Source organism: Paenibacillus tundrae (assembly GCF_030812775.1).
Classification (GTDB): Bacteria; Bacillota; Bacilli; order Paenibacillales; family Paenibacillaceae; genus Paenibacillus; species Paenibacillus tundrae_A.
Map to the genome: position 1 here is coordinate 339,278 of NZ_JAUSTI010000001.1, position 26,441 is coordinate 365,718.

General features: G+C 44.7%; 23 protein-coding genes. 14 read left to right on the plus strand and 9 right to left on the minus strand.

Features of this window, described 5'->3' with window-relative positions; genetic code table 11:
• Nucleotides 1-142: 142 nt before the first annotated feature.
• The gene (locus J2T19_RS01705) at nt 143-2,125 is read left to right on the plus strand and encodes an ATP-dependent DNA helicase (RefSeq protein WP_307212444.1); all 1,983 of its coding nucleotides are present in this window, start codon (nt 143-145) and stop codon (nt 2,123-2,125) included.
• A 900-nt stretch (nt 2,126-3,025) separates the two neighbouring features.
• Here J2T19_RS01705 and cysK read toward each other — a convergent pair.
• From cysK to J2T19_RS01725, 4 genes are all read right to left on the minus strand, one after another.
• Complete coding sequence (cysK, locus tag J2T19_RS01710; RefSeq protein WP_307212446.1) at nt 3,026-3,976, minus strand: cysteine synthase A; 951 nt, start codon at nt 3,974-3,976, stop codon at nt 3,026-3,028.
• Nucleotides 3,977-4,313: 337 nt separating this feature from the next.
• On the minus strand, nt 4,314-4,697 hold the full coding sequence (locus tag J2T19_RS01715) for a YhjD family protein (protein ID WP_145045377.1): 384 nt from the start codon (nt 4,695-4,697) through the stop codon (nt 4,314-4,316).
• 576 nt (nt 4,698-5,273) lie between these two features.
• A complete protein-coding gene (locus J2T19_RS01720) occupies nt 5,274-5,507 on the minus strand; it encodes a hypothetical protein (RefSeq protein ID WP_056696440.1) in 234 nt (77 codons plus the stop codon).
• The gene (locus J2T19_RS01725) at nt 5,504-6,541 is read right to left on the minus strand and encodes a nucleotide-binding protein (protein ID WP_307212452.1); all 1,038 of its coding nucleotides are present in this window, start codon (nt 6,539-6,541) and stop codon (nt 5,504-5,506) included. The genes J2T19_RS01720 and J2T19_RS01725 overlap by 4 nt, the downstream gene beginning before the upstream one ends.
• Before the next feature lie 862 nt (nt 6,542-7,403).
• On the opposite strand from J2T19_RS01725, the gene J2T19_RS01730 reads away from it, so the two are divergent.
• The gene (locus tag J2T19_RS01730) at nt 7,404-8,132 is read left to right on the plus strand and encodes a YitT family protein (protein WP_307212455.1); all 729 of its coding nucleotides are present in this window, start codon (nt 7,404-7,406) and stop codon (nt 8,130-8,132) included.
• Between the two features lie 113 nt (nt 8,133-8,245).
• On the opposite strand, the gene J2T19_RS01735 is transcribed toward J2T19_RS01730, so the two are convergent.
• Nucleotides 8,246-8,713, minus strand: coding sequence for a DUF2188 domain-containing protein (locus tag J2T19_RS01735; RefSeq protein WP_307212458.1), 468 nt, complete (start codon nt 8,711-8,713; stop codon nt 8,246-8,248).
• Nucleotides 8,714-8,908: 195 nt separating this feature from the next.
• On the opposite strand from J2T19_RS01735, the gene J2T19_RS01740 reads away from it, so the two are divergent.
• Nucleotides 8,909-9,712, plus strand: a complete 804-nt coding sequence (locus J2T19_RS01740; protein WP_307212460.1) for a lipid II flippase Amj family protein — start codon at nt 8,909-8,911, stop codon at nt 9,710-9,712.
• 173 nt (nt 9,713-9,885) lie between these two features.
• Here J2T19_RS01740 and msrA read toward each other — a convergent pair whose 3' ends face one another.
• Both msrA and J2T19_RS01750 read right to left on the minus strand, forming a co-directional pair.
• Nucleotides 9,886-10,857 (minus strand): peptide-methionine (S)-S-oxide reductase MsrA, encoded by a 972-nt coding sequence (msrA, locus tag J2T19_RS01745; RefSeq protein WP_307212463.1) that lies wholly within the window; start codon nt 10,855-10,857, stop codon nt 9,886-9,888.
• Nucleotides 10,858-11,118: 261 nt separating this feature from the next.
• Nucleotides 11,119-11,730 (minus strand): TVP38/TMEM64 family protein, encoded by a 612-nt coding sequence (locus J2T19_RS01750; protein WP_056696452.1) that lies wholly within the window; start codon nt 11,728-11,730, stop codon nt 11,119-11,121.
• 282 nt (nt 11,731-12,012) lie between these two features.
• On the opposite strand from J2T19_RS01750, the gene J2T19_RS01755 reads away from it, so the two are divergent.
• Together J2T19_RS01755 and yxiS are read left to right on the plus strand one after the other, a co-directional pair.
• On the plus strand, nt 12,013-12,951 hold the full coding sequence (locus J2T19_RS01755; RefSeq protein ID WP_307212468.1) for a Gfo/Idh/MocA family protein: 939 nt from the start codon (nt 12,013-12,015) through the stop codon (nt 12,949-12,951).
• 156 nt (nt 12,952-13,107) lie between these two features.
• Nucleotides 13,108-13,422, plus strand: coding sequence for a protein YxiS (gene yxiS / locus J2T19_RS01760; RefSeq protein WP_307212472.1), 315 nt, complete (start codon nt 13,108-13,110; stop codon nt 13,420-13,422).
• A gap of 158 nt (nt 13,423-13,580) precedes the next feature.
• On the opposite strand, the gene J2T19_RS01765 is transcribed toward yxiS, so the two are convergent.
• On the minus strand, nt 13,581-14,399 hold the full coding sequence (locus tag J2T19_RS01765; protein ID WP_307212476.1) for an AraC family transcriptional regulator: 819 nt from the start codon (nt 14,397-14,399) through the stop codon (nt 13,581-13,583).
• Nucleotides 14,400-14,568: 169 nt separating this feature from the next.
• On the opposite strand from J2T19_RS01765, the gene J2T19_RS01770 reads away from it, so the two are divergent.
• The 8 genes from J2T19_RS01770 (at nt 14,569) to J2T19_RS01805 (ending at nt 22,035) form a co-directional block, all read left to right on the plus strand.
• Nucleotides 14,569-15,684, plus strand: coding sequence for a Gfo/Idh/MocA family protein (locus J2T19_RS01770; RefSeq protein ID WP_307212479.1), 1,116 nt, complete (start codon nt 14,569-14,571; stop codon nt 15,682-15,684).
• A 23-nt stretch (nt 15,685-15,707) separates the two neighbouring features.
• Nucleotides 15,708-16,472, plus strand: coding sequence for a sugar phosphate isomerase/epimerase family protein (locus J2T19_RS01775; RefSeq protein WP_307212481.1), 765 nt, complete (start codon nt 15,708-15,710; stop codon nt 16,470-16,472).
• A complete protein-coding gene (locus J2T19_RS01780) occupies nt 16,465-17,550 on the plus strand; it encodes a Gfo/Idh/MocA family protein (protein ID WP_307212486.1) in 1,086 nt (361 codons plus the stop codon). Before J2T19_RS01775 ends, J2T19_RS01780 begins: the two co-directional genes overlap by 8 nt.
• A gap of 119 nt (nt 17,551-17,669) precedes the next feature.
• Nucleotides 17,670-18,638 carry a sugar phosphate isomerase/epimerase family protein gene (locus J2T19_RS01785; protein WP_128102662.1) on the plus strand — a complete coding sequence of 323 codons (969 nt, stop codon included), beginning with the start codon at nt 17,670-17,672 and terminating at the stop codon, nt 18,636-18,638.
• A 24-nt stretch (nt 18,639-18,662) separates the two neighbouring features.
• On the plus strand, nt 18,663-19,391 hold the full coding sequence (locus J2T19_RS01790; protein ID WP_307213122.1) for a ThuA domain-containing protein: 729 nt from the start codon (nt 18,663-18,665) through the stop codon (nt 19,389-19,391).
• Nucleotides 19,392-19,712: 321 nt separating this feature from the next.
• Entirely contained in the window at nt 19,713-20,009 is a 297-nt protein-coding gene (locus J2T19_RS01795; protein ID WP_164848841.1) for a winged helix-turn-helix transcriptional regulator, read from the plus strand.
• A 319-nt stretch (nt 20,010-20,328) separates the two neighbouring features.
• On the plus strand, nt 20,329-21,060 hold the full coding sequence (locus J2T19_RS01800; RefSeq protein ID WP_307212491.1) for a hypothetical protein: 732 nt from the start codon (nt 20,329-20,331) through the stop codon (nt 21,058-21,060).
• A gap of 264 nt (nt 21,061-21,324) precedes the next feature.
• Nucleotides 21,325-22,035: a hypothetical protein gene (locus tag J2T19_RS01805; RefSeq protein ID WP_239287329.1), complete on the plus strand. Its 711-nt coding sequence runs from the start codon at nt 21,325-21,327 to the stop codon at nt 22,033-22,035.
• A gap of 211 nt (nt 22,036-22,246) precedes the next feature.
• Here the strand turns inward: J2T19_RS01805 and J2T19_RS01810 are convergent, their stop codons facing one another.
• The gene (locus J2T19_RS01810) at nt 22,247-22,960 is read right to left on the minus strand and encodes a Crp/Fnr family transcriptional regulator (RefSeq protein WP_145045351.1); all 714 of its coding nucleotides are present in this window, start codon (nt 22,958-22,960) and stop codon (nt 22,247-22,249) included.
• A 425-nt stretch (nt 22,961-23,385) separates the two neighbouring features.
• Between J2T19_RS01810 and adhE the strand changes: the two genes are divergently transcribed.
• Nucleotides 23,386-25,998 carry a bifunctional acetaldehyde-CoA/alcohol dehydrogenase gene (adhE, locus tag J2T19_RS01815; RefSeq protein WP_307212502.1) on the plus strand — a complete coding sequence of 871 codons (2,613 nt, stop codon included), beginning with the start codon at nt 23,386-23,388 and terminating at the stop codon, nt 25,996-25,998.
• Nucleotides 25,999-26,441 lie beyond the last annotated feature (443 nt).

Here is a 26,441-nt window from a genome sequence, read left to right on the forward strand (position 1 = left end):
GATTCCTCTATATATTTTCCCTCTTAGCTCGTTCTATGCATGATATCTACCAAAAAAAGCTTGTCACTCACTTTATGGTGTGAGATAATTAACTTTTGCCCTATGGACGGTTTTTAGATAAAAATGCACCACCTATATAAGAATGGAGGCTGACCTAGGATTGTCTACACAACGTTATCCTTTTGCGTATGATCCGGCAGAACCTTTTGTATCCCGTCTGGGAGAATGGGTTGCCGATGTTTTCTATGATATTTTGCCTGAGTCCGGTTTCGAGGTGCGGGATGAACAGATTTTTATGGCATACCAACTCGAACGGGCTTATGGAGATAAAAAGACAATTATGGCAGAGGCCGGTGTTGGAACAGGGAAGACGTTAGTTTATCTGCTCTATGCGGTCTGTTATGCACGTTATACGGGGAAACCAGCGGTGATTGCTTGTGCCGATGAGTCCTTGATTGAACAACTCGTAAAACCAGGTGGAGATATTGCGAAGCTGGCAGAGCATTTGGATCTGCAAGTGGATGCACGTCTAGGTAAATCCCCTGATCAATATGTATGTTTGAACAAATTAAGTGCAGTACGATTCGCGGATGAAGATGCGCAGGTGATCGAAGAAGTGCACGAGAGTCTACCGGACTTTGTGAATTCTCCCGGAACACTTCAAGCATTCCATCCGTATGGGGATCGGAAGCAATACCCACATCTGAACGATCGTCAGTGGAACAAAATCAACTGGGATCCGTTCCAGGATTGTTTTGTATGTCCGAAAAGACAACGTTGCGGCCTGACGCTATCACGCGATCATTACCGTCGTTCCAAAGACATCATTATCTGTTCCCATGATTATTACATGGAGCATGTGTGGACCTATGAAGCGCGCAAGCGTGAAGGACAATTGCCACTGCTTCCGGATCATAGCTCGGTTGTATTTGATGAAGGGCACTTGCTCGAAGAAGCGGCTCTGAACGCACTGAGCTACAAATTGAAACATCGTATCTTTGAAGAGTTGGTTACTCGCTTGCTTGAAGGTGAGATTCGTGAATCCCTTGCGGAGCGAGTGGATGAGGCGATTGAGAGCAGTGAGCGATTGTTCAGACTGCTGGATACGTATACGGTGGCGATTCCCGGGTCGGAACGGAAGGAAGTTCGGATAGAACCGCCATTGCTGCGTGAGATTGAACGACTGACCAATGTGCTGGATGCGATTGGCGAGGAACTGGTATTTGAGAGCGGGTTGTTCTCGCTGGATGGTTATCAGATGCGTGTCGTGGAAGAACATCTGGATATGATTCAGACGGCGTTATCTCTATTCCGTAAGGAAGATGGGTACATCTGCTGGGCGGAAGAGAACGAGGATGAGACGACATTGTCCATTATGCCACGTACCGTGAAGGAAATTCTGAATGAGCGTGTGTTTAATACGGGTATTCCGATTGTGTTCTCTTCAGCAACATTATCCGTGGACAATTCATTCCGTTATGTGGCGGACAGTCTGGGTATCGATGATTTTGTGTCATTCTCGGTGGCTTCTCCATATGATTATGCGGATAAAATGCAGATGAAGATTACGGATGAAGCAACATCAGGTCACCCCGAAAACGAAAATCGTTTGCGTGACGCAGTGTCCTTGCTCCAAGCGAGTGGGGGACGTGCACTCATTCTATTCCGTACGATGGAAGAGCTGCGGACGTTTAAGCAGGATATCGTTCATGTTCCGGAGGCACAAGGATTGCGGTTCATGTATGAAGGGGATCGAGAGATTAGTGATCTAATCGCAGCATTCCAGCAGGATGAGGAAAGTGTACTCTGTTCAGTTAACCTCTGGGAAGGCTTGGATGTGCCTGGGCCGTCATTGTCCAACGTGATGATCTGGTCGCTTCCATATCCACCGCAGGATCCTGTGTTCAATGCCAAACGAAATGCATCGTCTTCCCCTTATGAAGAGATTGATCTTCCGTATATGTTGCTTCGTGTGAAGCAAGGTCTCGGACGCTTGATTCGGACGAGCAGTGACTCTGGTTCGGCGGCGATCCTTGATGAATCTCTGCATACCAAAAAGGAAGCCAAAGACCGCATTGCAGCTCTGCTTCCTGAAGGTGTGGAATGGACAACCTTGACCCATTAAATAACGGCTGCTCGAATGTGGTTGAGTGAAACGGAATTGTGATTAGGTTGTTACAATTACAGATAAGTTTCTTAACAGTTTCAGTTCTTGTTCTCTGCGGGTTCGCGATCCGTATGAGAGCAAGGACTTTATTTATTTTTAGCCTCGATTTTTTAATCCATTACATAGAAGGAGAACTATTCCTGAAAGGAGGAGTGAGGGCGCTGTTCATATGATAATGAACGCTTTTATTTGTTTCTGGAAGCTTCAATGTTTCTTCTAATCTTTCAGGATAAGACCAAGAAGTACCTTGCTTAGCGTCCTCGTTCCTTCAGCTCTGGCTTCAAGTCTAACGAATCCAGCTCACCTTATTGAGGTCATATCGCAGAGAGGTGAAATTTAACGAACCTCATTCACGCTATCTCGCATCAAAATAACTTTTAATCCGGTAAATCGACCCATTTCATAAAATAACGTCACTGTGATTCGTTACAAAGTCAATCTCCACAAATTGTAGCCAATAACGTGTGTCAGGTTCATTAGAACCAACGGTACATGATCAAGATTAATAGAGGATCAGCTTTAGAATGTGTAGCGAAAGTACAACAACATGGGGCTCCTTTTGTACATGTATCATGCACATTGCCATGACGGAGAACTAACCCTTTTTGAAGAAAATAGAATTGGTAATCTTTCAGAATTATATGTCATTCTGCGTCTTCCACCAATCTGCGTCCACTCTGAAAATTCATTATCGCCATAAAAAAAGTACACCCTCTAGACGTTCATTGATTAAACCCTGTTAAAATCAGAGGTTTTCTCAATGACCATTCTTAGGGGTGCATTCTAACACAGTCTGTCTTTTTTCTGTGAAAGTACGTCAATTCGCGTTTTTTTGTTATTTGTACAGATGATTGCTTGTTAAAAAATACCCATGCTAAGATACCGTTCCCCGGTATCCGGCGCAATGCAGAGCACCCGGTGCCCTGGCCCCAATTCCTTCGCGATGCGAAGGGCAGCCCACACCGAAGCGCCAGATGAAGGGCCAAGCAGTAGCCCTTCACGGGCAGCAAGCTGCCGCATCGTATCCAGTGCGTCCTCATCGGACACTTGGATGATGGCATCCCATATGTCGGTATTGAGAATGTCCGGAATGAATCCCGGACTTGTACCGACAAGCTTGTGCGGTCCAGGCTCGCCGCCGGACAGCACGGGTGAACCTTTGGGCTCCACTGCATAGATGCGGATACCAGGCAATTGTGTACGTAATTCTTCTCCAGTGCCTGTAATTGTACCGCCGGTGCCAGCTGTTGCGATGAATGCATCCAACTGTCCGTCCATTTGCTCTATAATCTCAGGAGCGGTGGTGATGCGATGAATATCCGGGTTCGCCTGATTCTCGAATTGTTGTGGAATGAAGCTTCCGGGCAAGCTGGCATGAATCTCTTTCGCTTTGCGAATAGCACCAGGCATCCGCTCGGCAGATGGAGTAAGCACGACTTCTGCGCCATATGCCTTAAGAATGTTAACCCGTTCCTTTGACATATTATCAGGCATGACCAGAATGGCTTTGTAGCCTTTGGCTGCCGCGTTCATAGCCAGGCCAATTCCCGTATTACCGCTGGTTGGCTCAATAATAGTGGCTCCAGGAAGCAACAGTCTGGCTTGTTCAGCCTGGTAAATCAGGTTGTAGGCCGCACGATCCTTAACACTGCCACTAGGGTTGAAATACTCCAGTTTAACGTATACCTCGGCAGAATCGCTGCCCGTGAGCCGGCTCAGCTTGACAGCAGGGGTGTTACCGATGAGCTCGGTGACATCGGCGGCAATGCCTGTATATTTTTTTGATGGTTGTATAGAGTTTGAATCCATAAGTACAACTCCTTGCTTGATAAGACGTTGGGATATCGAGAAATAAATGTCATTCCACTAGTTAAGTCTGTCCGCCAATAAGTTGATGGGTTTGTTGTTTTGCCCACAAACGATTTGAATTCATGTCTTATTGGAATGGTTGGATATGTTCTATTTCCATCTTAATGAAAGCGACCTTGAGAGGTCAACCTATTCGGCTAAACGAGTTAAGTCGAGCTGAAGCCTCAAGAAAGGGGAGAAGCGTATGAAACGGTACGTGTAAAGGGAAAAGAAGGACAGGTGGGCAGATCCCCTGTTATTAAAATGTCGAGAAAATCTACCCTCTTGTATGTATACATCAAGATTGTGTGAGATCCGTTTGCAGATGGCGGCTGAGCTCCTTTTTCACTTCATTGCGTGCAAATGTCCATAACATATAGAACCGTTGCCAGTATCCTCTACATAGATACACAGTTTCGATCCCCTCAGCTTGCCTTTTTTCCTCTAGCACTTTCACTCCGCGTGTTCTCATCTGTTGACGAAGCTGTAGCATCTCCTGAAGTACATTATTCTGAATGTTTGTTAACGAGAGGATGTATACCTCGGGCATCTTCAGCAGTAACGTATCTAGTGTGTGAATATCTCGTTCAAGTACATCAAGAAGCAATGTGCGAACAACGAGACCTTTAATTAGACGGTGATCCTCATCCGCAGGGGATGGGGCGGAAGGAGAGGATGACATAAGTTCACTTCCTTATCCTATAATTGGAATTTTTCATTTACAGAACGTATGTTCTTATATTATAATCAATATATGCAATATAGATACGTATTACAACAGAGAATTATTGGAAGCAGGCAGACATGATGGATAGCTGTGGAGATCTGACTGAATGTGCACGAGTCCATTAGATGCTAATTGGGAGATAAGAGAAACGGACAGGCTCACTCCAAAATAAGGTATAATTTTGGCGTACAGAAGGAAACATAAGGGCATGAGCAACTTGGGGCTGCTGATGTTTAACAGGTTTTTTAAATTAATGGAGTAGATTAACAGGTGAAAGCAGTACTATTTGAAATGATATAGCGATATAGAAATAACCATAGGAACATTAGAAACAAACGAACACTTCGAAATGAAACAAGGATGATTCGATGAGGAATCCAGATACGGTGAGATTTCGTTAAGCTCCTGAAGTCGTAGGTTGTAAGCAATAAAAAAAGCCCTGCCTTGGGCGGCAGAGCCTCTGTAATACTGCCGATTCAGCGGCAGTCAGATGATATGTTCGGACTTGAATACAATGCTACAAGCGAAGGTTTAAGCAAGATATTGTGGTTTCTCGTAAAGAGCTTCTTTTTCCAAAATGACCTTATAAGGTCGTTCTTTACCCTTCAGAGAAGGACCAATTGTAATGAGTGGCACGGCCGGTTTGTGAAAACGTTCCTCTTCCTTAGGTTCCGGAACCGGTCGTGATGATTCTGGCGCAGAACTGAGGCGTACCTTTTTCTCGCTGCCCCAGCGCTTGCTTATTTTTTTCATTTCCGGTCTCATTCCGGGTCGCCTCCTAACAAATCGTTGATGGCGTTGAACAGTTGACGGTTCTGAAGGTCAATCTGCTGGAATACCGCCTCATCCGCTTCAATATGGCCAATGATATGCACCGTAATGACATACCTCTTGGCTACAGGATAGCATAGCAGATATTCTTTCTCAAGGTAATCGTCGTATAGATTGATTTTGATTTTATTTTCGCGGTAAGAATCAATGACGAGTATTCGTTTTGGATCATCAGGTGGTTTGTCATCATTAGCAGATAGGTCATATCTTCTTCCCGGTTCCCCAACATTACCACATAATTGCTCGATATAACCACGGTCATCTGTACGGTAGATGGCTGTACCTCTAACAGCGAATGGAGATTGAGATACAAAGGCAGTTCGCAGTGCGTCGCTCATTCGCTCCAGCATTTTGTCATCTGCTCTGCGGGTGCGCAGCAATTCCCTAAAGAATCGCAGCAGCTTGAGCAACTGCACCCGAGCCTCTCCTTCGGTTTGTTTGTGTTTCTCAATCATTCGCTCCATCTCAGGATCGCTCCAGCGTCCCTGTTCTTCAATGCTGTCCGCAATTTTGGAACAAGCGACCGAGACGGCGGGTGCCCATTTTCCGTCTGATCGAATTTCATATACCAATGGATTTAACCCCAGTAGATCTGTAGGCATACGTAATCCTTCGACTTTCGCAGCGTCCTTGATATCTGTAATATCCTCAGGAAGAATGAAAAAAATACGTTTTCGTCCCAGACGTCCCATAAACAAACCCATTTCCAGCATTGTATTATCACGAACCGAGGCGTAGTACTTTCCACGGATTTTGGATATATCATCTGGATGGAAAATAAAAATGGCAAAGTCGGTTGTACGTACTTCTGCTTCCAAATCATCCATGGTATAACTGCTTGGATTAAAAACCCCAGAGTACCAAGGGGTAACCTCGGCCGAGAAACGCAAGTTTTCGTGTACTGCTGCTGCAATCGGCTTCGCTTCCAGCGAGCAGCCAATAAACACTCTTGGCTTTAACGTTTTCATCAATCCGCCTCGCTTAAACGGTAGTGGGATTCAATTGTTATATTATACCATAAAAAGCAGAGTAAGTCTGGAAAACGTCTGCACCTGTTGCCAAATAATTAAAAATACATTTGCTACAGTGTATGTATGACGGGTAGATGATTGCTTTACTTTTCTTGAAAAAATAAAAAAAAGCCCCAAATTGTCACAGATGGGTGACTGGACAGTTATATTTGAGGCCATCGGTCATAGAATGAAGGAGCAGGTTGCACGATTAGTAAGAGAACCTAGTACTGGTGTGGTTGTTTGACGGTTAATCAAGGACAGAGCCTGCTTTATGCGTGTTTTTGCTGGGTCGGTTGTTTAGACCCACTCCCGTCGGTGTTATATAATAGAAGAACAAGCAAGTTAGCTTTGGTGTTTAGACTGGAGAATGCAATACACGTTAAACGGAGAAGGCAGAAAAAATCTGGAGAAACGCAGTGCTCGCGTGTATCACCAAGATTTCTCCCTTTAGAGAAGGGATCAAAGAAATCTGGGGGATAACAGCGATCGGAAGATTGTTCTGCCAGCGTAGTTTTTCGTGTATAGGCACTATTCGGTTTAACCAGGCACAGCTAACCAACAAAAGATAGAAAGGATCAGGATACCATGAGTTCCCGAAGGACAATCTCCCCAAGGACGATCTGGAAACGTTACGATCTCTCATACACATAGCGCCCCTTGTAGAGTAAACCAACCGTAGAAAAAAACGGCTGACTCTGCGAAAGAGGGGATTGGAAATGAAGATTCGAAGGACATATACGATGATTTCTTCCAGGCTTGCCTTTTGCAGGGTACGGTCGGTCTAAAAAACCAACCTACAAACTGCGAGGGAACCTGTATGAAGAGAACATCGTTAACTATGCAACAAGTGAAGACAGAAGCGGGCAAGCTTGCGATTATGCTGCTCGGTACATTTATTTTGGCGTTTGCCTACTATCACATTAATTTTCAGAATCATTTATCGGAGGGCGGATTTGTCGGTCTGGCCCTGTTAGGGAAATACGCAACAGGTTTATCTCCGGCAATTGGCATGCTGCTGCTGGACATTCCTGTCATGATTCTAGCCTGGTACCTTAAGGGTTGGAGATTCATGATTCAAGCGCTACTTGGTGTAGGTGCATTCTCCCTATTCTATGATGGCTTTGAACGATATTCTACACTAGTGATGTCGTTTAATGGGAACCTGTGGATTCCTGCAGTGCTATCCGGTGTGTTGACAGGGGTAGGGGCAGGGATTGTGCTTCGATTTGGCGGAGCGACAGGTGGAGACGATATTCTGGCGGTACTGGTTAGCCGCTGGAAGGGATGGAAACTGGGAACAGTTTTCTTCGTCAGTGATGCATTTGTATTAGGATTGTCACTTTTCTTTCTTCCGGTAAAAGAAACTTTATATACGATTCTGGCCGTATGGATTGCGAGCAAAGTCATTACGTACGTCGTGAGTATCCCGGCACGCGGAACGGTTGTTACAACTTCTGCTGTTAAACTGCAGATCCCATCCGTAGCGACCAAAGCTGTGAACGTTGCTTCACAGCGCACTTCGGTAGCAAGAGGGGTAACACATTAACCATACGTTTCAGAACCATAGATGGATGAACGGTACAACAAGATATTTGAATGAACAAAATCCCATTTGCCTGCAAAATCAGCGGCAGATGGGATTTTGTTTTTCAGGACATGTTAGGATTTAATCGATGAAGCGATCTGTCCATCCTGGTTATGGATAATGGCTCGAATGTTCTGTTTATGACTGAGTGCTTTGGCTGCATCCACGGCTTCCGCTTTTGTATCGAAGGTGGACTGATAGGAGGACTTTCCTTCCTCCTTAATCGCCCAGCCAGAATCTGTAGGCACAACATGAATGTTATCATGACTCTTCGAAGAGGCTACAGGTTCAGAATGACGACGCTCCGTAGAGGAGGATTGGCGATGATCTGATTTTTTTTCGGATGAAGATTTTGAGTTAGAATTTTCGGTTTCTGGATGATTTTCGCCCCATTCTTCAGCTTTCGCTGTAGCGATCGGAATAGCTCGTCCTTCCTCATAACCATCCTCCAGTAGAGCATTAGCGATCTCAATGGCCTTATGTCGGATACGTGGCTCTAGATTTTTCATTGAGACAGGATAATCATGTTTATTCCAAGGCATATGAATTCCCTCCTGTGCAATATTGGATTAGTTGTATATTACCCTCTTCAGGAAGGGATAAACGAATGGATTTTGTTTGAGAAAAGTGACTAAGCTGATCTGCATAGAGGAGGCTCCTATACTTTTGAAGGGACGAGGGGTATAATGCTGTTCAGGTATTAATCAACTAATTAGGGGAATAAAGGAGATTTACATATGTTCAGTCTAAGCTTAGCTATTCCAATGGTATTTACCATGTTAATTCATGCAGCGGATAGTTTGTCCTATGCTTTGCGTCTTGGTGGACTTCGTACTCGTAGAATTGCATTAGCGATATCGTTATCTGGGATTTTATTGTTAGTATCACGCACGTCCAATATGGCACAAGGGCCGATGGTCGGCAATCTGGTAGATACAGCTTCCAATGGGGGAACAACGAATTTTGCAACACAGCTTCATTGGTTAATGGGAGCGGCAACGATCGGAACAGTACTTGCTATTCTTTGTTTTCCAACAATGGTCAAGCTGTCTTCCCGAATGGTCGTACATTTCGAAGCAGCGGGCTCCATTCCAACGATGGTTCGCGGCATGCTGAAGCGTAGTAAGATGAAGAATGCGATGTATTATATTACCCCACCGTCCTGGGTAATGGCGAAGCGATTAGTCCAACATGGCATGCCTAGACGTCTGATGATGTTGAACATTGCCGTGACGGCAATCTATACAACGGGTGTACTTTCAAGTTTGTATGCGGCATACCTGTATCCTAGTCAGGCCATTGCTGCTTCCCAATCCACAGGATTAATCAATGGTATTGCAACCATTTTGCTCACCATCCTGATTGATCCACGCATTTCTCTGCTTAGTGACAAATCATTACGCGGCGAGATTCGGTTGGATCGCATGAGCCAAATCTATGGCTGTATGCTCGTATCCCGTTTGTTCGGTACGTTGCTTGCACAGCTGCTGTTGATTCCTTTTGCGTATTGGATCGGCTGGATCGTAGGTTTAATGCATTGATCTCTACTGATCTTGAGGGGTACCAACGTATTTAAGCCGCCGATATGTATATTTCTGAATCAATATAAAAAGGTTATGGGCTAAAAGCCATAATAAAAAGCAACGGCATGATCGCCGTTGCTTTTCTGTGTATCGTTCATATTTCAGTTGAGTTCAGTGCGTGCATCCAACGTTTAACGTTCTTCGTTAAAAAGTACGGCATACTCGCCGTAGCCTTCCTTCTGAAGATCCTCTTTGGGTACAAAACGCAGGGCAGCTGAGTTAATGCAATACCGCATACCTCCAGCTTCCGCAGGGCCGTCGTTGAACAGGTGACCCAGATGGGAATCGCCTTCCCGACTTCTCACCTCAGTACGAATCATGAAGTGGCTAAGATCGGTTTTTTCCTTCACGTTGTAGTCGCGAAGAGGGCGTGTGAAGCTTGGCCAGCCGCAACCTGAATCGTATTTGTCTGTAGAACTGAAGAGTGGCTCCCCAGAAACGATATCGACATAAATGCCGTCTCCATGGTGATCCCAGAATTCGTTATGGAAAGCAGGCTCGGTTGCATTGTTCTGCGTAACCTCGAATTGCAGAGGGGTCAGGCGCTCTTTGAGACTGTTTTTGTCCACATTAGTCGACCAGTTACGCTCGATAAAGTCTTGACGACCAGAACCTTTGCTATACCGCTTGTAGTGGGCAGGGTTCTTCCGATGGTAATTTTGGTGATGCTCCTCAGCTTCATAGAACGTTTTTGCTGGCAAAATAGGAGTAAAGATCGGTTTATCAAACCGTCCACTTTGTTCTAGTGCTGCTTTCGATGCTTCCGCAATCTCACGCTGTTCCTCTGTGTGATAGAAGATCGCGGTTTGGTAAGACGATCCACGGTCATGAAATTGTCCACCTGCATCGGTAGGATCAATCTGCTGCCAGAATAGTTCAACAAGCTTCTCGTAAGGGAAAATCGATGGATCAAACGTAATTTGAACCGCCTCTACGTGTCCTGTTGTTTCGGAGCATACTTCTTCATAAGTTGGGTTCTCGGTATGTCCACCTGTATAGCCTGATACAATTCCATGAATACCAGGCAATTCCTCAAAGGGGGATACCATACACCAGAAGCACCCACCTGCAAAAGTTGCTTTTTCACTTGTGTGTTGTTCCATACTATAGTCACTCCATTTCTGATGAAGATCTAGGCTCGTGGTCGAATTGTCGTCCCTTCGGTTTGCACATTCGTCCAAAGATAAAGGTCACGTCGTTTCGATCACTACTCCAGCAATCTATCGTTTTATTGAAACTTGTTACACAAGAATTTTGTTTACCCCTCTATTATATCCTGAATTGGCAAGCCAACCAAGTCGGAGAGAGAGCAAGCTCCTTATAATCCTAATCTAATCCTTAGCCGATTCTCATCTAACAGGCCCTCAGACCTTTTTTCGAGAACGAAAACGAAACACAAGCAAAATAACCGTCATGAACAATAAATAAACCCCAAGAACGAGAAGACTTAACCAGATGGACTCGCTTGCTTGGGCTCCGGCGTATGCAAATACAAAAATAGCAGGCATTTTGCCAATCGCAGTAGCAATCATGAACGTCCAGAAGGGAGTATAGGTGATGCCTGCATAAATATTGACAGCTGTCTGAGGAACGATGGGAAGCAATCGAAGAGTCATAACGCCCATAAAAGGATGTGCTTCCATCCAAGAAGTGAATCGGTTAAGTCCTCGTATACGATCTAAGTAGGATCTAGCCTGAGCTCTAAATACATATCGAGCACCTGCATATACCAGCAATGCTGCGAGTGTTGTTCCTGACCAGCTTACCCAGGCAGCCATGGTGGTACCATAACTGTAACCCAGAGCGGCAATAACAAACTTATATGGAATAACAGGGACAAGGGCAAATAACATTGCAATGATAATAAGCATAGGGATGGATTGATGGGAATCCGTCCATTCCAACAGTTCATATCTGTACATAAACATGACTCCGGCAAGCAAAACATATAACAGGAGCCAAAACCATTTTCGCAAAATCTTAATGCTCCTTTCAGCATCAGAACATTCTGAGCTAGTTTAAGTGCGTATTCAAAAAGGCCTTCGTAATCAAAAGCGGACTTTTTAAACAACCTCTTTTAATTAAAAGTAAACTTGCCTGAACCACATCTATTAATTGTACCATGTTCGTTCATTGAGCGGTTAGTTGGAAGCTGACCCCGATACCTGCTCAGGAACCTTACTGGCATGTTGCCCTCTGAAGGGTTAAACTATAGGACGTGGAAATAAAGAACTCTCGTTGAAGGTGGAATGCTCATCATGGACACAACTAAGCGAACCCGTGTTGGAATTATTGGTCTCGGGGGAATTGCAAGTAAAGTATATTTACCGTTATTAAGCACGCATTCGAAGGTGGAGATTGCAGGTGTAATGAATCGCTCCATAGAACGAGTGGAGAACGTGCAACAAGCCTATAGATTAAATAATGGGACAACGGATATCAAGGAATTGTTATCCTGGGAATTGGAAGCCGTATTTGTACATACAGCAACGGAAGCGCATTTTGAAATAGTGATGCAATGTTTGGAGCAGGGACTTGCCGTCTATGTGGATAAACCGCTGTCGTATAAGCTGCGTGAATCTGAAGAGATGACCGCTTTTGCAGAAGCACAAGGCTTGCTGCTAGGAGTAGGCTTTAACCGCAGATTCGCTCCCATGTATCAAAAGGCCAAAGAATGGATGCGTGCCGGTGGGGGCTATGATTCTTTAACCGTGACGAAGCACCGGACAGGCATTCAGGATCGTCCTGCGGCAGAAACGATATACGATGATCTTATTCACATGCTTGATTTGTTATATTGGTATTCAGATGGCGATGTGGAGTTGCTTCAACATTGGATTCGTAAGACGGATACAGACAGGCTACTGCATGCATCCGGCGCGGTGAAGCTTGGAAGAACAGCCTACGGAAGATATGATATGGTGCGCGAGGCTGGCGCAGATCTTGAGAAGATTGAGCTGCACGGTAGAGGGAGGTCTGTGGAAGTCGTTAACATGGAAATAGCGAGATACGCAGAGCGTGGTGGACTTGAACAGCAAGAGGTGTTTGGTAGCTGGGATGGTATTTTGGCTCGAAGAGGTTTTGCTGGAGCGGTAGATCATTTCCTTGCTTCCATAGAAACACCTGATGATTGCCTGATCAGTGCAAGTCATGTCATGGAGAGTCATGAGCTGGCTGAACAATTGATTCGTAGTTGAATCAATTTCATAATACCTATAGTTGTTTCAATCAAGGCGAGATATAGATCAAAACGGTTCAATTTGTCTATATCTCGTTTCATAAATCCATTTTCAATGAGTTATGAAATTGATCTAAGTAATCTGGCATAGTGTACACATTAGGAGGAGTAACGTATGGACGAGTATGAGAAGGAACGAAACAAGCAGATTGAGGAAGCTGTCATTGAAAGTTATAAACAGGAAGAAGAAATGATGATTCTGGTTTTTGCCCAGTGGTGTGTCAATCAAGGGCTGGATCCGGAAGAGATGTACCGGCAAGCCTACCCAGATCAGCAGAGCAACGAGCGTTTACAGCAGGTGCTAAAACTGGTTGTATCCAAGGAGGAAGCCGGCGATATTCCGGATGATACCGTGCTAGGTGTTCTATCGATGTTTGGCAATGATGATCTGGCTATGGTTGTATCAGAGGCGATTGCTTCAAGAAAATAAGTTTTAGCGTACAGCATATAACAGACCATCATCTGGACTTAATAAAAGTTTTCAAAAAAAGTCTACTAGCTTCTTCTCATCTTAGCAGTATGGGAATAAAGCGAAGAACGTTGCTAGCGTGTATTATACGTACTCACAGTATGTTCAGTATTTTGATGTTACATCTGCTCCCGATGGATAATGCGAAACTCCTTAGGTGACATGCCAAAACGGGAGCGGAATACACGGTGGAAATACGTATAATTGTTAAAACCGGAGGATTCGGCCACATGTTCCAGGGTCATCGGACTGAAGATAATCCGTTCCCTGGCCATGTTCAGCCGCACATCCAAGGTATATTGCATAATGCTTTTGCCAAAAGCCTCTTTAAAGAGATGAACACACCGCGAAACACTGATCCCCACAGTAGAAGCGACATCCTCAAGCTTAAACAACGAGGACGCGTTCTCTTCAATATAACTTTTAATCTCATAAGCTACATAATTCGTATTCGTAATGGTCGGATGTTCAGATAATAGCCGATCACTCTCGAGGCATAGGATACGCATATAATAACTTGCAATCTCGGGATAAGGGTTGGAAATCCGACGTTGCTCTAAGACGAGCTGGCGAAACAGTGTAAGTAGGCTCTCGGAGAGCTCCACCTTAATTCGGTTTGGTCGTTTGTGTCTTTTCCACCATTCATCTACCCAAGAGCCATTGAAGAAGACATGATAATCTCCACTCTCGACGAGACGTTCTCCCATAGGATTCAGCTCATTGTCTATTTTCAGTTCATAAGGTTCGTCCGGACTAAAAACAAGCAGATCGCCCGCATCAACTAGTGACATGGCACCGTCTATACGAGCCCGGCAACGTCCATCCGTTTGGAGCCTCATCAAGTAGTTCTTTACCCCATCGGGCTGTACCATAGCATAGGGTTTACGGTGAAATGAGAAGCCTGCCGTGAGAACCTGGCAGGAATGATCGGTCGGCATAGGCATACTCCTTGCAAATCAAAAATTATGACCAGATAGTTCATGTTTCGATCATATTATTCATTTTAATTGAAGCCAAAAAGGAATACCATAGTATTAGATTTAAGATATAGTAATTACAATTTAATAAAAACAGCTTCTCACGATATGTAAGGAGATGAACGTCAACGTGGACAAAATGAAAGCAGGCATCATAGGGTGCGGTAATATTAGCGCCATTTATCTGGAGAATCTGAAGAAAAGTCCCGTCATTGAGGTCGTGGCTGTAGCGGATCTGGTTCGTGAACGCGCACAAGAACGGGCAGATGAATTTAATATCGCAAACGTTTACAATGTAGATGAGTTGCTGCAAAATAAGGAAATTGAGCTTGTCATCAACTTGACGGTTCCTGGAAGTCATGCAATGACGGACATAGCTGCTCTTGAGGCAGGTAAGCATGTATTTGCGGAGAAACCGCTAGCTATTTCTATAGAAGATGGTCGCAAAGTCATTGAACTGGCTGAAGAAAAAGGACTCTATGTTGGCTCAGCACCGGATACATTCCTCGGATCAGGTATCCAGACGGCTCGTCAAGCGATTGAAGATGGCCTGATTGGTAAGCCAATTGCAGCAACTTCTTTCTTCATGGGTGGTGGACCAGAAGCATGGCATCCGAATCCAGAATTCTTTTATATGGATGGAGGCGGACCTATGTTTGACATGGGGCCATATTACCTCACAGCCTTAGTAACATTGCTTGGATCCATTCGTAGAATTAGCTCTTCGGCAGGGATTCAGATTGTAGATCGTAAGATTGGTTCTGGTCCTAAGGAAGGTACGGCGTTGCAAGTACAAACACCGACGCATCTTGCGGGAACCATTGATTTTAATGACGGTGCCATTGCAACGATGATTACAAGCTTCGATATTCGGGGCGCTTCAGATCTGCCACGCATTGAAATTTACGGTACAGAAGGCACGCTCAGTGTACCTGACCCGAACTATTTTAATGGAGAAGTGAAGCTTCGCAAATACGGTCAGGATACCTGGGAGACGGTTACACCGATATTTGAAAGTGGTCAAAATGAGCGTGGTCTTGGTGTAAACGAGATGGTTGAGTCCATTCGTGCCGGACGAGAGAGCAAAGCAAGTGGGAAACTGGCATACCATGTACTAGAAGCTATGCATGCATTCCAGCGCTCGTCTCTTGAGGGCAAACACATTTTGCTTGAAAGCAACTATGAATACAATGCAGCAACCAAAACAGATGACAATCAGACGGAGACTGTACCATCCACTAATTGATTTCAGATGAGGTGAAGCAGGAAATGTTGAAGATCGGACTACAGTTATACACCGTACGGGATGAACTGGAACGCGATTTTAAAGGAACGCTTGCTAAGATTGCGGAGCTTGGCTACCAGGGTGTGGAATTCCATCATTTCTATGGACACAGTGCAGAGGAAGTCAGAGCTCTCGTAAATGAACTTGGTTTGGAAATTGTAGGCACACATGTGCAATATAATAGCTTGAAAGAAGATTTGGATGCGGTTATCGCTTATCACAAAGAACTTGGCAATCGGAATTTAATCGTGCCTTATTTGTCAGAGGAACAGCGGCAGTGGGATGACGTATTTGCTTCGCTGAATACAATCGGTGAGAAGATCGCAGCAGAGAATCTGGTACTGTTCTATCACAATCATGATTTTGAATTGACAGCGCAAGTTGATGGTCGTCCGGCACTGTACGCGATGTACGAGACCGTTCCTGCTTCTTACCTCCAGGTAGAATTAGACTCATGTTGGGCGCATGCTGCTGGCTATCCGCCAACGGAAGTGATTGCGAAGTATGCAGGACGTCTTCCACTGGTGCATTGGAAGGATATGAGTCGTTCCGAAGGGCGCGTGTTAACCGTTGAATTTGGCCAGGGTGAAGTAGACTTGGAAGCGGTTGCTGTAGCGTCAGAGCAAGCTGGAGCTGAATGGCTGGTGGTGGAACAGGATGAATGTCAGAATCCATCATTACTAAGCATTGAGAACAGTATGAACTGGATTCGCCAATATGCCGCTAACGGAGGACCTATCCATGTCTAAAGTACTTAACATAGCTATTGTTGGTTGTGGCGGTATTGCCAAGGGAAAACATATGCCGAGTCTGTCCAAACAATCTCAGGGTCGAATGGTTGCTTTCTGTGACATTGTGAAAGAACGCGCGGAAGAGGCGGCAGCTGAATTCGGAGTAGAGGACGCCAAAGTGTACACGGATTATCATGAACTGCTGAAGGATGAGAGTATCGATGTGGTTCATGTGTGTACGCCGAACGATTCACACTCCGTCATTACTGTAGCCGCACTGGAAGCTGGTAAGCATGTCATGTGTGAGAAACCGATGGCCAAGACGTCTGAACAGGCTAAAGCGATGCTCGAGGCGGCACAACGTACTGGTAAGAAGTTATCGATTGCGTACCAGAACCGCTTCCGCAGCGATAGTCAGTATTTGAAGCAGATGTGTGAGGATGGCGAGTTGGGGGATATTTACTTTGGTAAGGCAATTGCCCTTCGCAGACGGGCTGTTCCAACCTGGGGCGTGTTTTTGGATGAAGAGAAACAGGGTGGCGGTCCATTAATCGATATTGGTACTCACGCACTGGATCTGACACTATGGCTAATGGACAATTACAAGCCGAAGAGTGTTATGGGTTCGACCTTCCACAAGCTTGGTCAACGTGAAAATGCGGCAAATGCTTTTGGACCGTGGGATCCAGAACAATTCAAGGTGGAGGATTCGGCATTTGGTTTTATTACCATGCAGAATGGAGCTACGATCATCATTGAGTCAAGTTGGGCATTGAATGTTGCTGAGTTTGGTGAAGCCAAATCATTGCTATGTGGTACCGAAGGCGGTGCTGATATGCAGGATGGTTTGCGAATCAATGGTGAGAAGCGAAGCCGGTTGTACGAAACGAAGGTTGATCTGGATGCAGGTGGAGTAGCCTTCTACAGCGGCAGTGCTGAAAATGAAGCAGATCGCGAAGCTAGGATGTGGCTTGAAGCGATTATTGAAGACAAAGAGCCTGTCGTTAAACCAGAGCAAGCTCTCGTAGTAACTCAGATTCTTGAGGCGATCTATGAATCTGCTCAAACAGGAAAAGCCGTTTATTTTGAATCCTAAATGGATAGAAATGATCTTCATTTTCCACAATAATGAGACGAGTAAGTGATCTGAACGGTTAATTATACAGCTTAACGAATCAGCAATTATACGACATCTATTCTAGGGAGGAATCGCACTTGAAACTCGGCGTATTTATGGTACTATTCGGAGGACGTAAATTAGAAGACGCACTTGATTATGTGGCATCCAAAGGGTTAAAAGCCGTTGAGATTGGTACAGGAGGACATCCGGGGAACGCACATTGTAACCCAGCAGAATTGCTTGGCAATGAAGCGGCATTGAAAAACTTCAAAAATGCAGTTGAATCACGTGGTTTGATGATCAGCGCCTTGAGCTGTCACGGTAACCCATTGCATCCACAAAAGGATATTGCTAAAGGATTCCATGATGACTTCGTCAAAACAGTAGAGCTGGCTGAGAAGCTGGAAGTACCTGTAGTGAACACATTCTCTGGCTGTCCAGGTGATCATGAGGATGCTAAATATCCGAACTGGCCTGTTGCACCATGGCCGAATGACTTCCAAGAAATTCTGAAGTGGCAATGGGAGAACAAAGTTATTCCTTACTGGACAGAATGGGGTAAATTCGCCGCAGATCGCAATGTTAAAGTAGGCCTGGAGCTACACGGTGGATTCTCAGTACACACACCTGCTACATTGCTCAGACTGCGTGAAGCAGCAGGGGAAGTCATTGGAGCTAACCTTGACCCAAGTCACATGTGGTGGCAAGGAATTGATCCAGTACAGGCAATTCACATTCTCGGACGTGAAGGCGCAATCCATCACTTCCATGCAAAAGATACAACCATTGATCCAATCAACGTGAATAAACACGGTGTTACGGATATGCAAGATTATACAAACATGCTGGATCGAGCTTGGCAGTTCCGCTCGGTTGGTTATGGACATGATAACAAAACGTGGGCAGATATTATGAGCGCTCTGCGTCTTGTCGGATATGATTATGTTGTAAGTATTGAACACGAAGACGGTCTGATGTCGGTTGAAGAAGGATTCTCTAAAGCCGTACAAAATCTCCAGCAGGTATTAATTGAAGAACCGCTGGGCGACATGTGGTGGGTTTAGAGCTACATTAGGGGGAAATCAATGATGATCAACGTCACCATTTGGAATGAATTTGTCCATGAGAAAATTCACGATGAAGTTAGAGAAGTCTACCCGGACGGTCTCCATAGAGCATTGGCTGACGGACTTGGCGGCGAAGGTTTTGTGATTCGTACAGCTACACTGGATCAGCCTGAACACGGGTTAAGTGATGAGGTGCTGAATTCCACGGATGTGCTGATATGGTGGGGACATATGGCACATGATCGCGTAAGTGATGAAGTTTCGCAGAAAGTAACACAGCGCGTATTAAATGGCATGGGTCTGATCGTGCTACACTCCGGTCACTTCTCCAAACCGTTTAAAGCACTGATGGGAACAAGCTGCGATCTGAAATGGCGTGTAGCTGACGAGCAGGAGATCGTATGGTGTGTCAATCCATCCCATCCGATTGCGGATGGCATCCAAGATAAGATTGTATTGGAAAAGGAAGAAATGTACGGAGAATTCTTCGATATTCCAGTACCGGATGAACTGGTGTTTGTGAGTAATTTCCAGGGTGGAGAGGTATTCAGGAGCGGATGCACGTTCCGACGCGGCGAAGGTAAGATCTTTTATTTCCGACCAGGTCATGAGACATACCCGACCTATTACAAACCGGAAATCTTAAGAGTGATCAGCAATGCAGTGAAATGGGCATATCCTGCCCGTAGCTTCAAGCTGGAATTCGGTAAAAGCGAACCTGTAAGACCATTTGGTGGCGTGCTGGTCTAAGCCGCAATCTCTCGTGAATGGATAAATGTAGCGGTATACCGAAGAACCCTTCTCCAAGTCTGTATGACTGTGGCAGTAGGGTTCTTTTTGGGTAATTTAGTTGTAAGAACGTGAGACGATATTTCCCATGGTTCTTCAGCCCCATGTAATGGTATACTGTGTAATATCATCAAAGAAGATGGAACCGGTGTATTCAATTGAAAGTTTTTAGCGGGAGACGTTTCCTTTAGCTCTCAAATATGTTATTATGAAATATACTAACAAAACGTAAGTGTAGTGATCTCTAAAGAGGTGATTAATGTGGAAGGCCAAGATTTGCGGATGTGTCCGCGTTTTGAAACCGCGTTTTCCTTTTTGGGTAAACGTTGGAACGGTCTAATTATTCAAACGTTGATGAGTGGGTCTAAGCGATTTAAGGATATTTCCAACCTCATTCCATCAATGAGTGACAAGATGTTATCCGAGCGGATGAAAGATCTGGAAAGTGAAGGCATACTAATCCGACATGTGTATCCAGAGACGCCGGTTCGTATTGAATACGAGTTGACAGAGAAAGGTAAGGCGCTTCAGCCAGTTATGAATCAAATTCAGGACTGGGCAGAGCATTGGGTAGACTAATTGATGTAATTCAATTTGAATCCCCATTTCGAAGCAGGTAATGGACAAAAGCTCTTGATTTCACTGGAAATCGAGAGCTTTTTGTTTTAATATACCAAGAAAGCCTGTAGAGAAACTTCGTCGATTCGTACACGCTCAACTCAATGTTAGGTATGTTATGGGTCTTAACTATGTATGATATAGATAATGGAATCCCTGACATAATCCTTGTGTGTTCTGCACATGTTGTCATGAGTTGTAGTATAATTGTAAGAATAAGAACAATGTCTATTCCTTACAACTATGGCCGTATACGGTCGGAGCGAGGAGGCCACTTGTCATGAGAGAAGAAAACTTATCCCGTGAAGTACGCTACGGTAAACAGGATATCGCAGAACTTGAGAACGCATCCATTCAGGTACATTTGATTTATAAGAAGGCAGCAGAACTATTTGTTCGCAATACGTATTCTCAATCGTACAGAAATCAAGTTTCCGATAAGCAACGGTTGGATCGCAGCAAGGGCTCAGGAGTAGCTCCGATTGTGCTGCAGAAATGGATTCAGACTTCTAGAGGCTGGAAATGCATAGGATGCGAATTGAGACATAACGAAGATGCCATCATGCCATTAGATGCAGCAGACTTCCTTCGTGGCTCTCAATCTTCAGCGAATGGGGAAGGGCATGTGTTCAAGCCTGAAATGCTGATTCAAGCGATTGTGTGGGCTCAATATGAGAAGATTCGAATGTTTGCTCCATGGCTTGGTGATGAAGCATTCTACACAGCAGATGAATTGGATACCATTGCTCGCTACATCGTACCTACCTACTTCTCAGAGCGTCCACTCAACGAGCAAGGCAAATTGTTCAAGGTTCATCGTCCTTATGGTCAGATTCCGTTGTATCAGGAATATGTGACAGCACCTTCTTTGTGTGTGCAACTTGATGGTGAGATGTTAGAGGGACGATTACTTACAGGTGTATATGTTTCCGGGGAGCAATTCTCTGGGCTGAATCCGTACTTAAAAGATGGGGACGGGGGCAGAACGTATATGCAAGCTTGCGTTCAATAAAGGTACACAACAACAATTCATGGTGGGGGTAGTTATGACCACTTTAAATTAAGAGGCGTTACATTTCACTGCGATGTGAATTGTAGCGTCTTTTTGTAATTAACAGGGTTCAATCACAGCAGAGAAATGTATGAACGTTCCATTTTATACACATGCTGTCCAATAAAAGTAACGGCATTGACACTTTTTTTGGCTGGGTTCTGTGCCATAATAGAGGGTATGGACAACAGGGTGAATGATTTTACGCAGGGTGGTGTTACCTACATGAATAAGAAAATCCCCGGTTTCATAGGCTTATGCCTACTTATTTTAGTTATTCTCAGCGGATGTACAGAGACACGGCCTTCGGAGCAGCCAGTGGTACAGGAAACCGAACCTACGAATTCTATTACGGTTGCCGTAGACGGCAGTACCTTTTTACCGGATGCAACCAAGTCGATTAAACGGGATTTTAGCGAAGGATTAACGCTCAAGAAGGCACTATCCAACAGTGGGCTTGTTGATTTTACGGCTGATGGAAAACGAATTCAATCTGTCGGAGAGGTCTCGCTTGATTCCTCGTTAATCTGGGCTGTTAAATTGAATGGCAAAGATATTGATCCAGAAGATTGGAATATGGAGCTTCATGCCAAAGATGAAGTGATAATATATGTAAAAGCCGCTGACAGTACAGGAGAGGGCGTAGCGTATCAGACGACTTTACTCAAAGTGAGCGGCGGCAACATTATGCCAAATCTTAATCGGCAATATGCTGGTGTGTATATTCAGGAGTGTACCGTTCGTGATGTATTAAAGTCCAGTGGCGTTGTCAGAATGTCTGAGAATAACAAATATGTGGTTGCTGTTGAAAATGTCATCCCACGAATGAATCAACGCTGGGTTATTAAGGTAAATGATAAAGAATTGATGGATAATGGCTTGGACATGAAGCTAAGTCCACGTGACGCGATTAAACTTGAATTAACGACATCCTAAATACCAAAAGGCCCATCTTCTAAAGTGAGAAGATTGGGCTTTTTTTATATACATATTGAAATGTAGGATTATTGTAGGTGAATCAATTTCATAATACCTTTAGCTGCTTAAATCAAGGCTAGATATAAATCAAAATGGTTTAAATTGTCTTATCTAGTTACATAAAACTCGTTTTAATGATTTATGAAATGGATTACGGTGATTAGTCATTTTAGATCCGGCAGATTTCGCTAGGACATAGTTCACAGTGACAGATGCCTTGCAGCATTTTCAGATCTTTGATGACGATCATGCCATTATCATATTCGATAGCGTCTTTTTTACGTAGATCACTTAACATACGGTTTACACTCTCACGGGTAGCACCAATCATATTGGACAGATCCGTATGGGTAATTTTTTTGTGGATGATCATATGATCACCGTGTGGTTCACCATAGGAATTGGACAAACGAATTAAAGTAGAGCAGAGCGCGCCAGGTTTGCCGTATAACATGAGATCACGGAACTTGGTCTGGGTGAGTCGATGGTGAATACCCATCCATTTCATAAAATCAATGGCAAAGTCACAATGCTGACAGATCAGCATTTCCAGGTCTTTATGCTCCAGTACACCTATTTCGCTGTCTTCCAGCACTTCTGCCGAGAAGGTATGCTTCGAACCGAAGAAAGGATCAGCCTGCCCAATCATATCTCCAGATTGATACATGTACATGATCAATTCTTTACCTTCATCAGTTGACTTGGTAATCTGGGCACGACCTCTTTTCATATAATAAAGTTTGTCAGAGACATCGCCCTCCCAATACAGATGAGTTCCTTCGGGATAGGTTCTATCTTTCATCGTTACAAGTAAATGATTAAAGTTCGCGTCCGAGAAACAGTTTGTATTCCCGCGTTTTTCAATGACTAGTTGGTCTCTCATAAGTCTATCTCCCCTTTGTCTCCAGTCAAAGGCTGCATGTGGCTTACATGACCTTTGTGGTTCGCCGCAAACGGTTGCCGTCCGTTCAGGGTCATCTCGGCCGGGAAGGACGGTACAAATTGCGGTGGTTCAATTTTTAAGTTCAGTATATACCTAATCTTACCGTTTGAGGGGGATAGAAAGGGAACAAAAATGGCGATATTTCAAACATTGTGATTAAATTCACTTTTTGTGGGCTAGTATGTAGCTGAAAGATCCTTGTTGGAAATGCCATAGTAGTGTACTTGTTAGCAGACATTAAGAAACTAAATTTAAATTCGGAATACTTTGTGAAAAAAATCACATAATTAAATCATGTCCCATGATACGATGTGAATGTAAAGAAGAGAGACAACATAATACGAACCTTTAGGAGGATGAGGGAGATGGCTGTAAAGAACGAGGTCGCCCCAGCAAAAGAACCGACAGCAGGTCAGTATATTCAAACGTTAATTGACAAAGCGAATAAAGCACACGCAGCATTCATGTCCATGGATCAACAGCAGATCGATCGAATTGTGCAAGCAATGGCGCTTGCAGGTCTGGATAAACACATGATGCTCGCCAAAATGGCTGTGGAAGAAACCGGCCGCGGTGTGTATGAAGATAAAATCACTAAAAATATATTTGCTACAGAATATGTGTACCATAGCATCAAATATGACAAAACGGTTGGCGTTATTGAAGATAATGAATATGAAAACTTCCAGAAAATTGCCGAGCCGGTTGGCATCATCATGGGGATTACCCCGGTTACCAACCCAACATCAACGACGATGTTTAAGGCACTGATCTCCATCAAGACTCGTAACCCGATTATCTTCGGTTTCCACCCATCTGCACAGAACTGTAGCCGCGAAGCAGCCAAAATTTTGCTTGAAGCCGCAGTGAAGCATGGTGCTCCAGCCGACTGTATTCAGTGGATAGATGATCCATCCATGGATCGCACCAATGCCCTGATGAACCACAACGATGTGGCACTCATTCTGGCGACAGGCGGATCAGGCATGGTGCGCGCAGCATATAGCTGTGGTAAACCAGCGCTCGGCGTAGGGCCAGGTAACGTACCTTGCTTCATTGAGAAAACGGCGGATATCAATCAGGCCGTGACGGATCTGATTTTGTCCAAATCATTTGATAATGGCATGATCTGTGCTTCCGAGCAAGCGGTCATTATTGAAGAGCCTATCTTCGACCAAGTCAAAAAGAAAATGATTGCCAATGGATGTTACTTCGTTAACAAGGAAGAAGCAGCCAAGCTGACCGCAGGCGCTATCAATGCAGAGAAATGCGCAGTTAACCCAGCGATTGTAGGTCAATCTGCTGTAGCGATCGCTCAGTTGTGCGGTATCGAAGTTCCGGCAAGCACGAAAATCCTGGTTGCCGAAATCGAGGGCGTAGGCGTCAAATTCCCATTGTCTGCGGAAAAATTAAGTCCGGTACTGGCTTGTTACAAAGTTAAAACGGCAGCAGAAGGTATTGAACGTGCAGCAGAAGTGGTTGCTTTTGGCGGCATGGGACACTCATCTGTCATTCACTCGAACAATGAAGAGGTGATTAACAAATTTGCAGATCGCCTGCAAACAGGACGGATCATCGTTAACTCACCTTCCACACACGGAGCAATCGGAGATATCTACAACACGAATATGCCATCGCTCACACTGGGATGTGGTTCATACGGACGTAACTCGACTTCGTCGAACGTAACAGCTGTCAACTTAATCAATGTGAAAAGGGTGGCTCGCCGTACCGTGAATATGCAATGGTTCAAAGTACCGAACAAGGTCTACTTCGAAAAAGGTGCAACGCAGTATCTCGCCAAAATGCCGGATATCACCCGTGTTGCAATTATTACGGATGCCATGATGGTTAAGCTCGGTTATGTGGAAAAAGTAGAGCATTATCTGCGCCAACGCCAAATGCCTGTAGCCATTGAAGTGTTCTCGGATGTTGAGCCGGATCCATCCACAACGACAGTAGATCGCGGAACCGAAATGATGCGCCGCTTCCAACCGGACTGCATTATCGCTCTCGGTGGCGGATCACCGATGGATGCTGCCAAAGCGATGTGGTTGTTCTATGAATATCCAGACACAGACTTTAATGATCTGAAGCAAAAGTTCATGGATATCCGCAAACGGATCTACAAATATCCAAGACTCGGCGTAAAAGCAAAATTTGTAGCGATCCCAACAACATCAGGTACGGGTTCGGAAGTAACATCATTTGCTGTCATCACGGATAAAAATCTAGGTAACACCAAATATCCATTGGCTGATTATGAGCTGACTCCTGACGTAGCGATCGTAGACCCTGAGTTTGTATACTCGTTGCCTAGAACAGCTGTAGCCGACACAGGTATGGACGTATTGACACATGCGATTGAAGCTTATGTATCTGTTATGGCAAATGACTATACGGATGGATTAGCGATCAAAGCCATTCAACTCGTATTCCAATACTTGGAGCAATCAGCATTACAAGGCGACAAACTGGCACGTGAGAAAATGCATAATGCTTCAACGATTGCCGGTATGGCATTTGCCAACGCATTCTTGGGTATTAACCACAGCCTGGCGCACAAATGGGGCGGTCAGTACCATACAGCCCATGGACGTACCAATGCGATTTTGATGCCACACGTTATTCGATATAACGCGAAAAAACCGACCAAATTTGCTTCGTTCCCGAAATACTCGCACTTTGTGGCAGATGAACGATATGCCGAAATTGCCCGCATTCTCGGATTGCCTGCTCGCACAACCGAAGAAGGGGTTAACAGCCTAATCAACGCTATACGCAAAATGAACAAAACATTAGGTATCGAGGAATCGTTCCAAGAAATTGGATTCGATGCGAAAGACTTCGAAGCACATGTAGATTATCTGGCTGATCGTGCCTTCGAAGACCAATGTACTACTGCTAATCCGAAGCTACCGCTAGTAACAGAATTAGCAGATGTATACCGCAACGCATTCTACGGCAAATTCGAATAATAATCTTCCGAAACATGCAACAACTTGTTGAGGATGGCAATAGGTTCAGGGTTCCCCGAAATGGGGAGCCCCGATTGCCGTATGTTTTGTATTCACGGATTATCACCTTTGAGAAAGTAAATTGAAAAATCCGGGAATAACAGCGATCGGAAGGTTGTTCTGTCAGCGGAGTGGCCAGTGTGAACTATATCCCACGGTTCAACGTGACACAGCGCAGGTGGAGTGAGTAAGTTCACTAACTTTGTGATAAAAATCACAGATGGTGAAATCGCCACGCCGTATACTGAAAATGTAAGAAAAACATTCATTCCGCGGTTCCGGTTCCCAAGTAGAGAGAACGTGTTCCGGTTTATGTGAAACAATTCACATTAATCGCGGCTCTGGACACACAATGATACGATGACGCAGCATGTTATGTGTCCAGAAATCCAAATTAGTGGAGG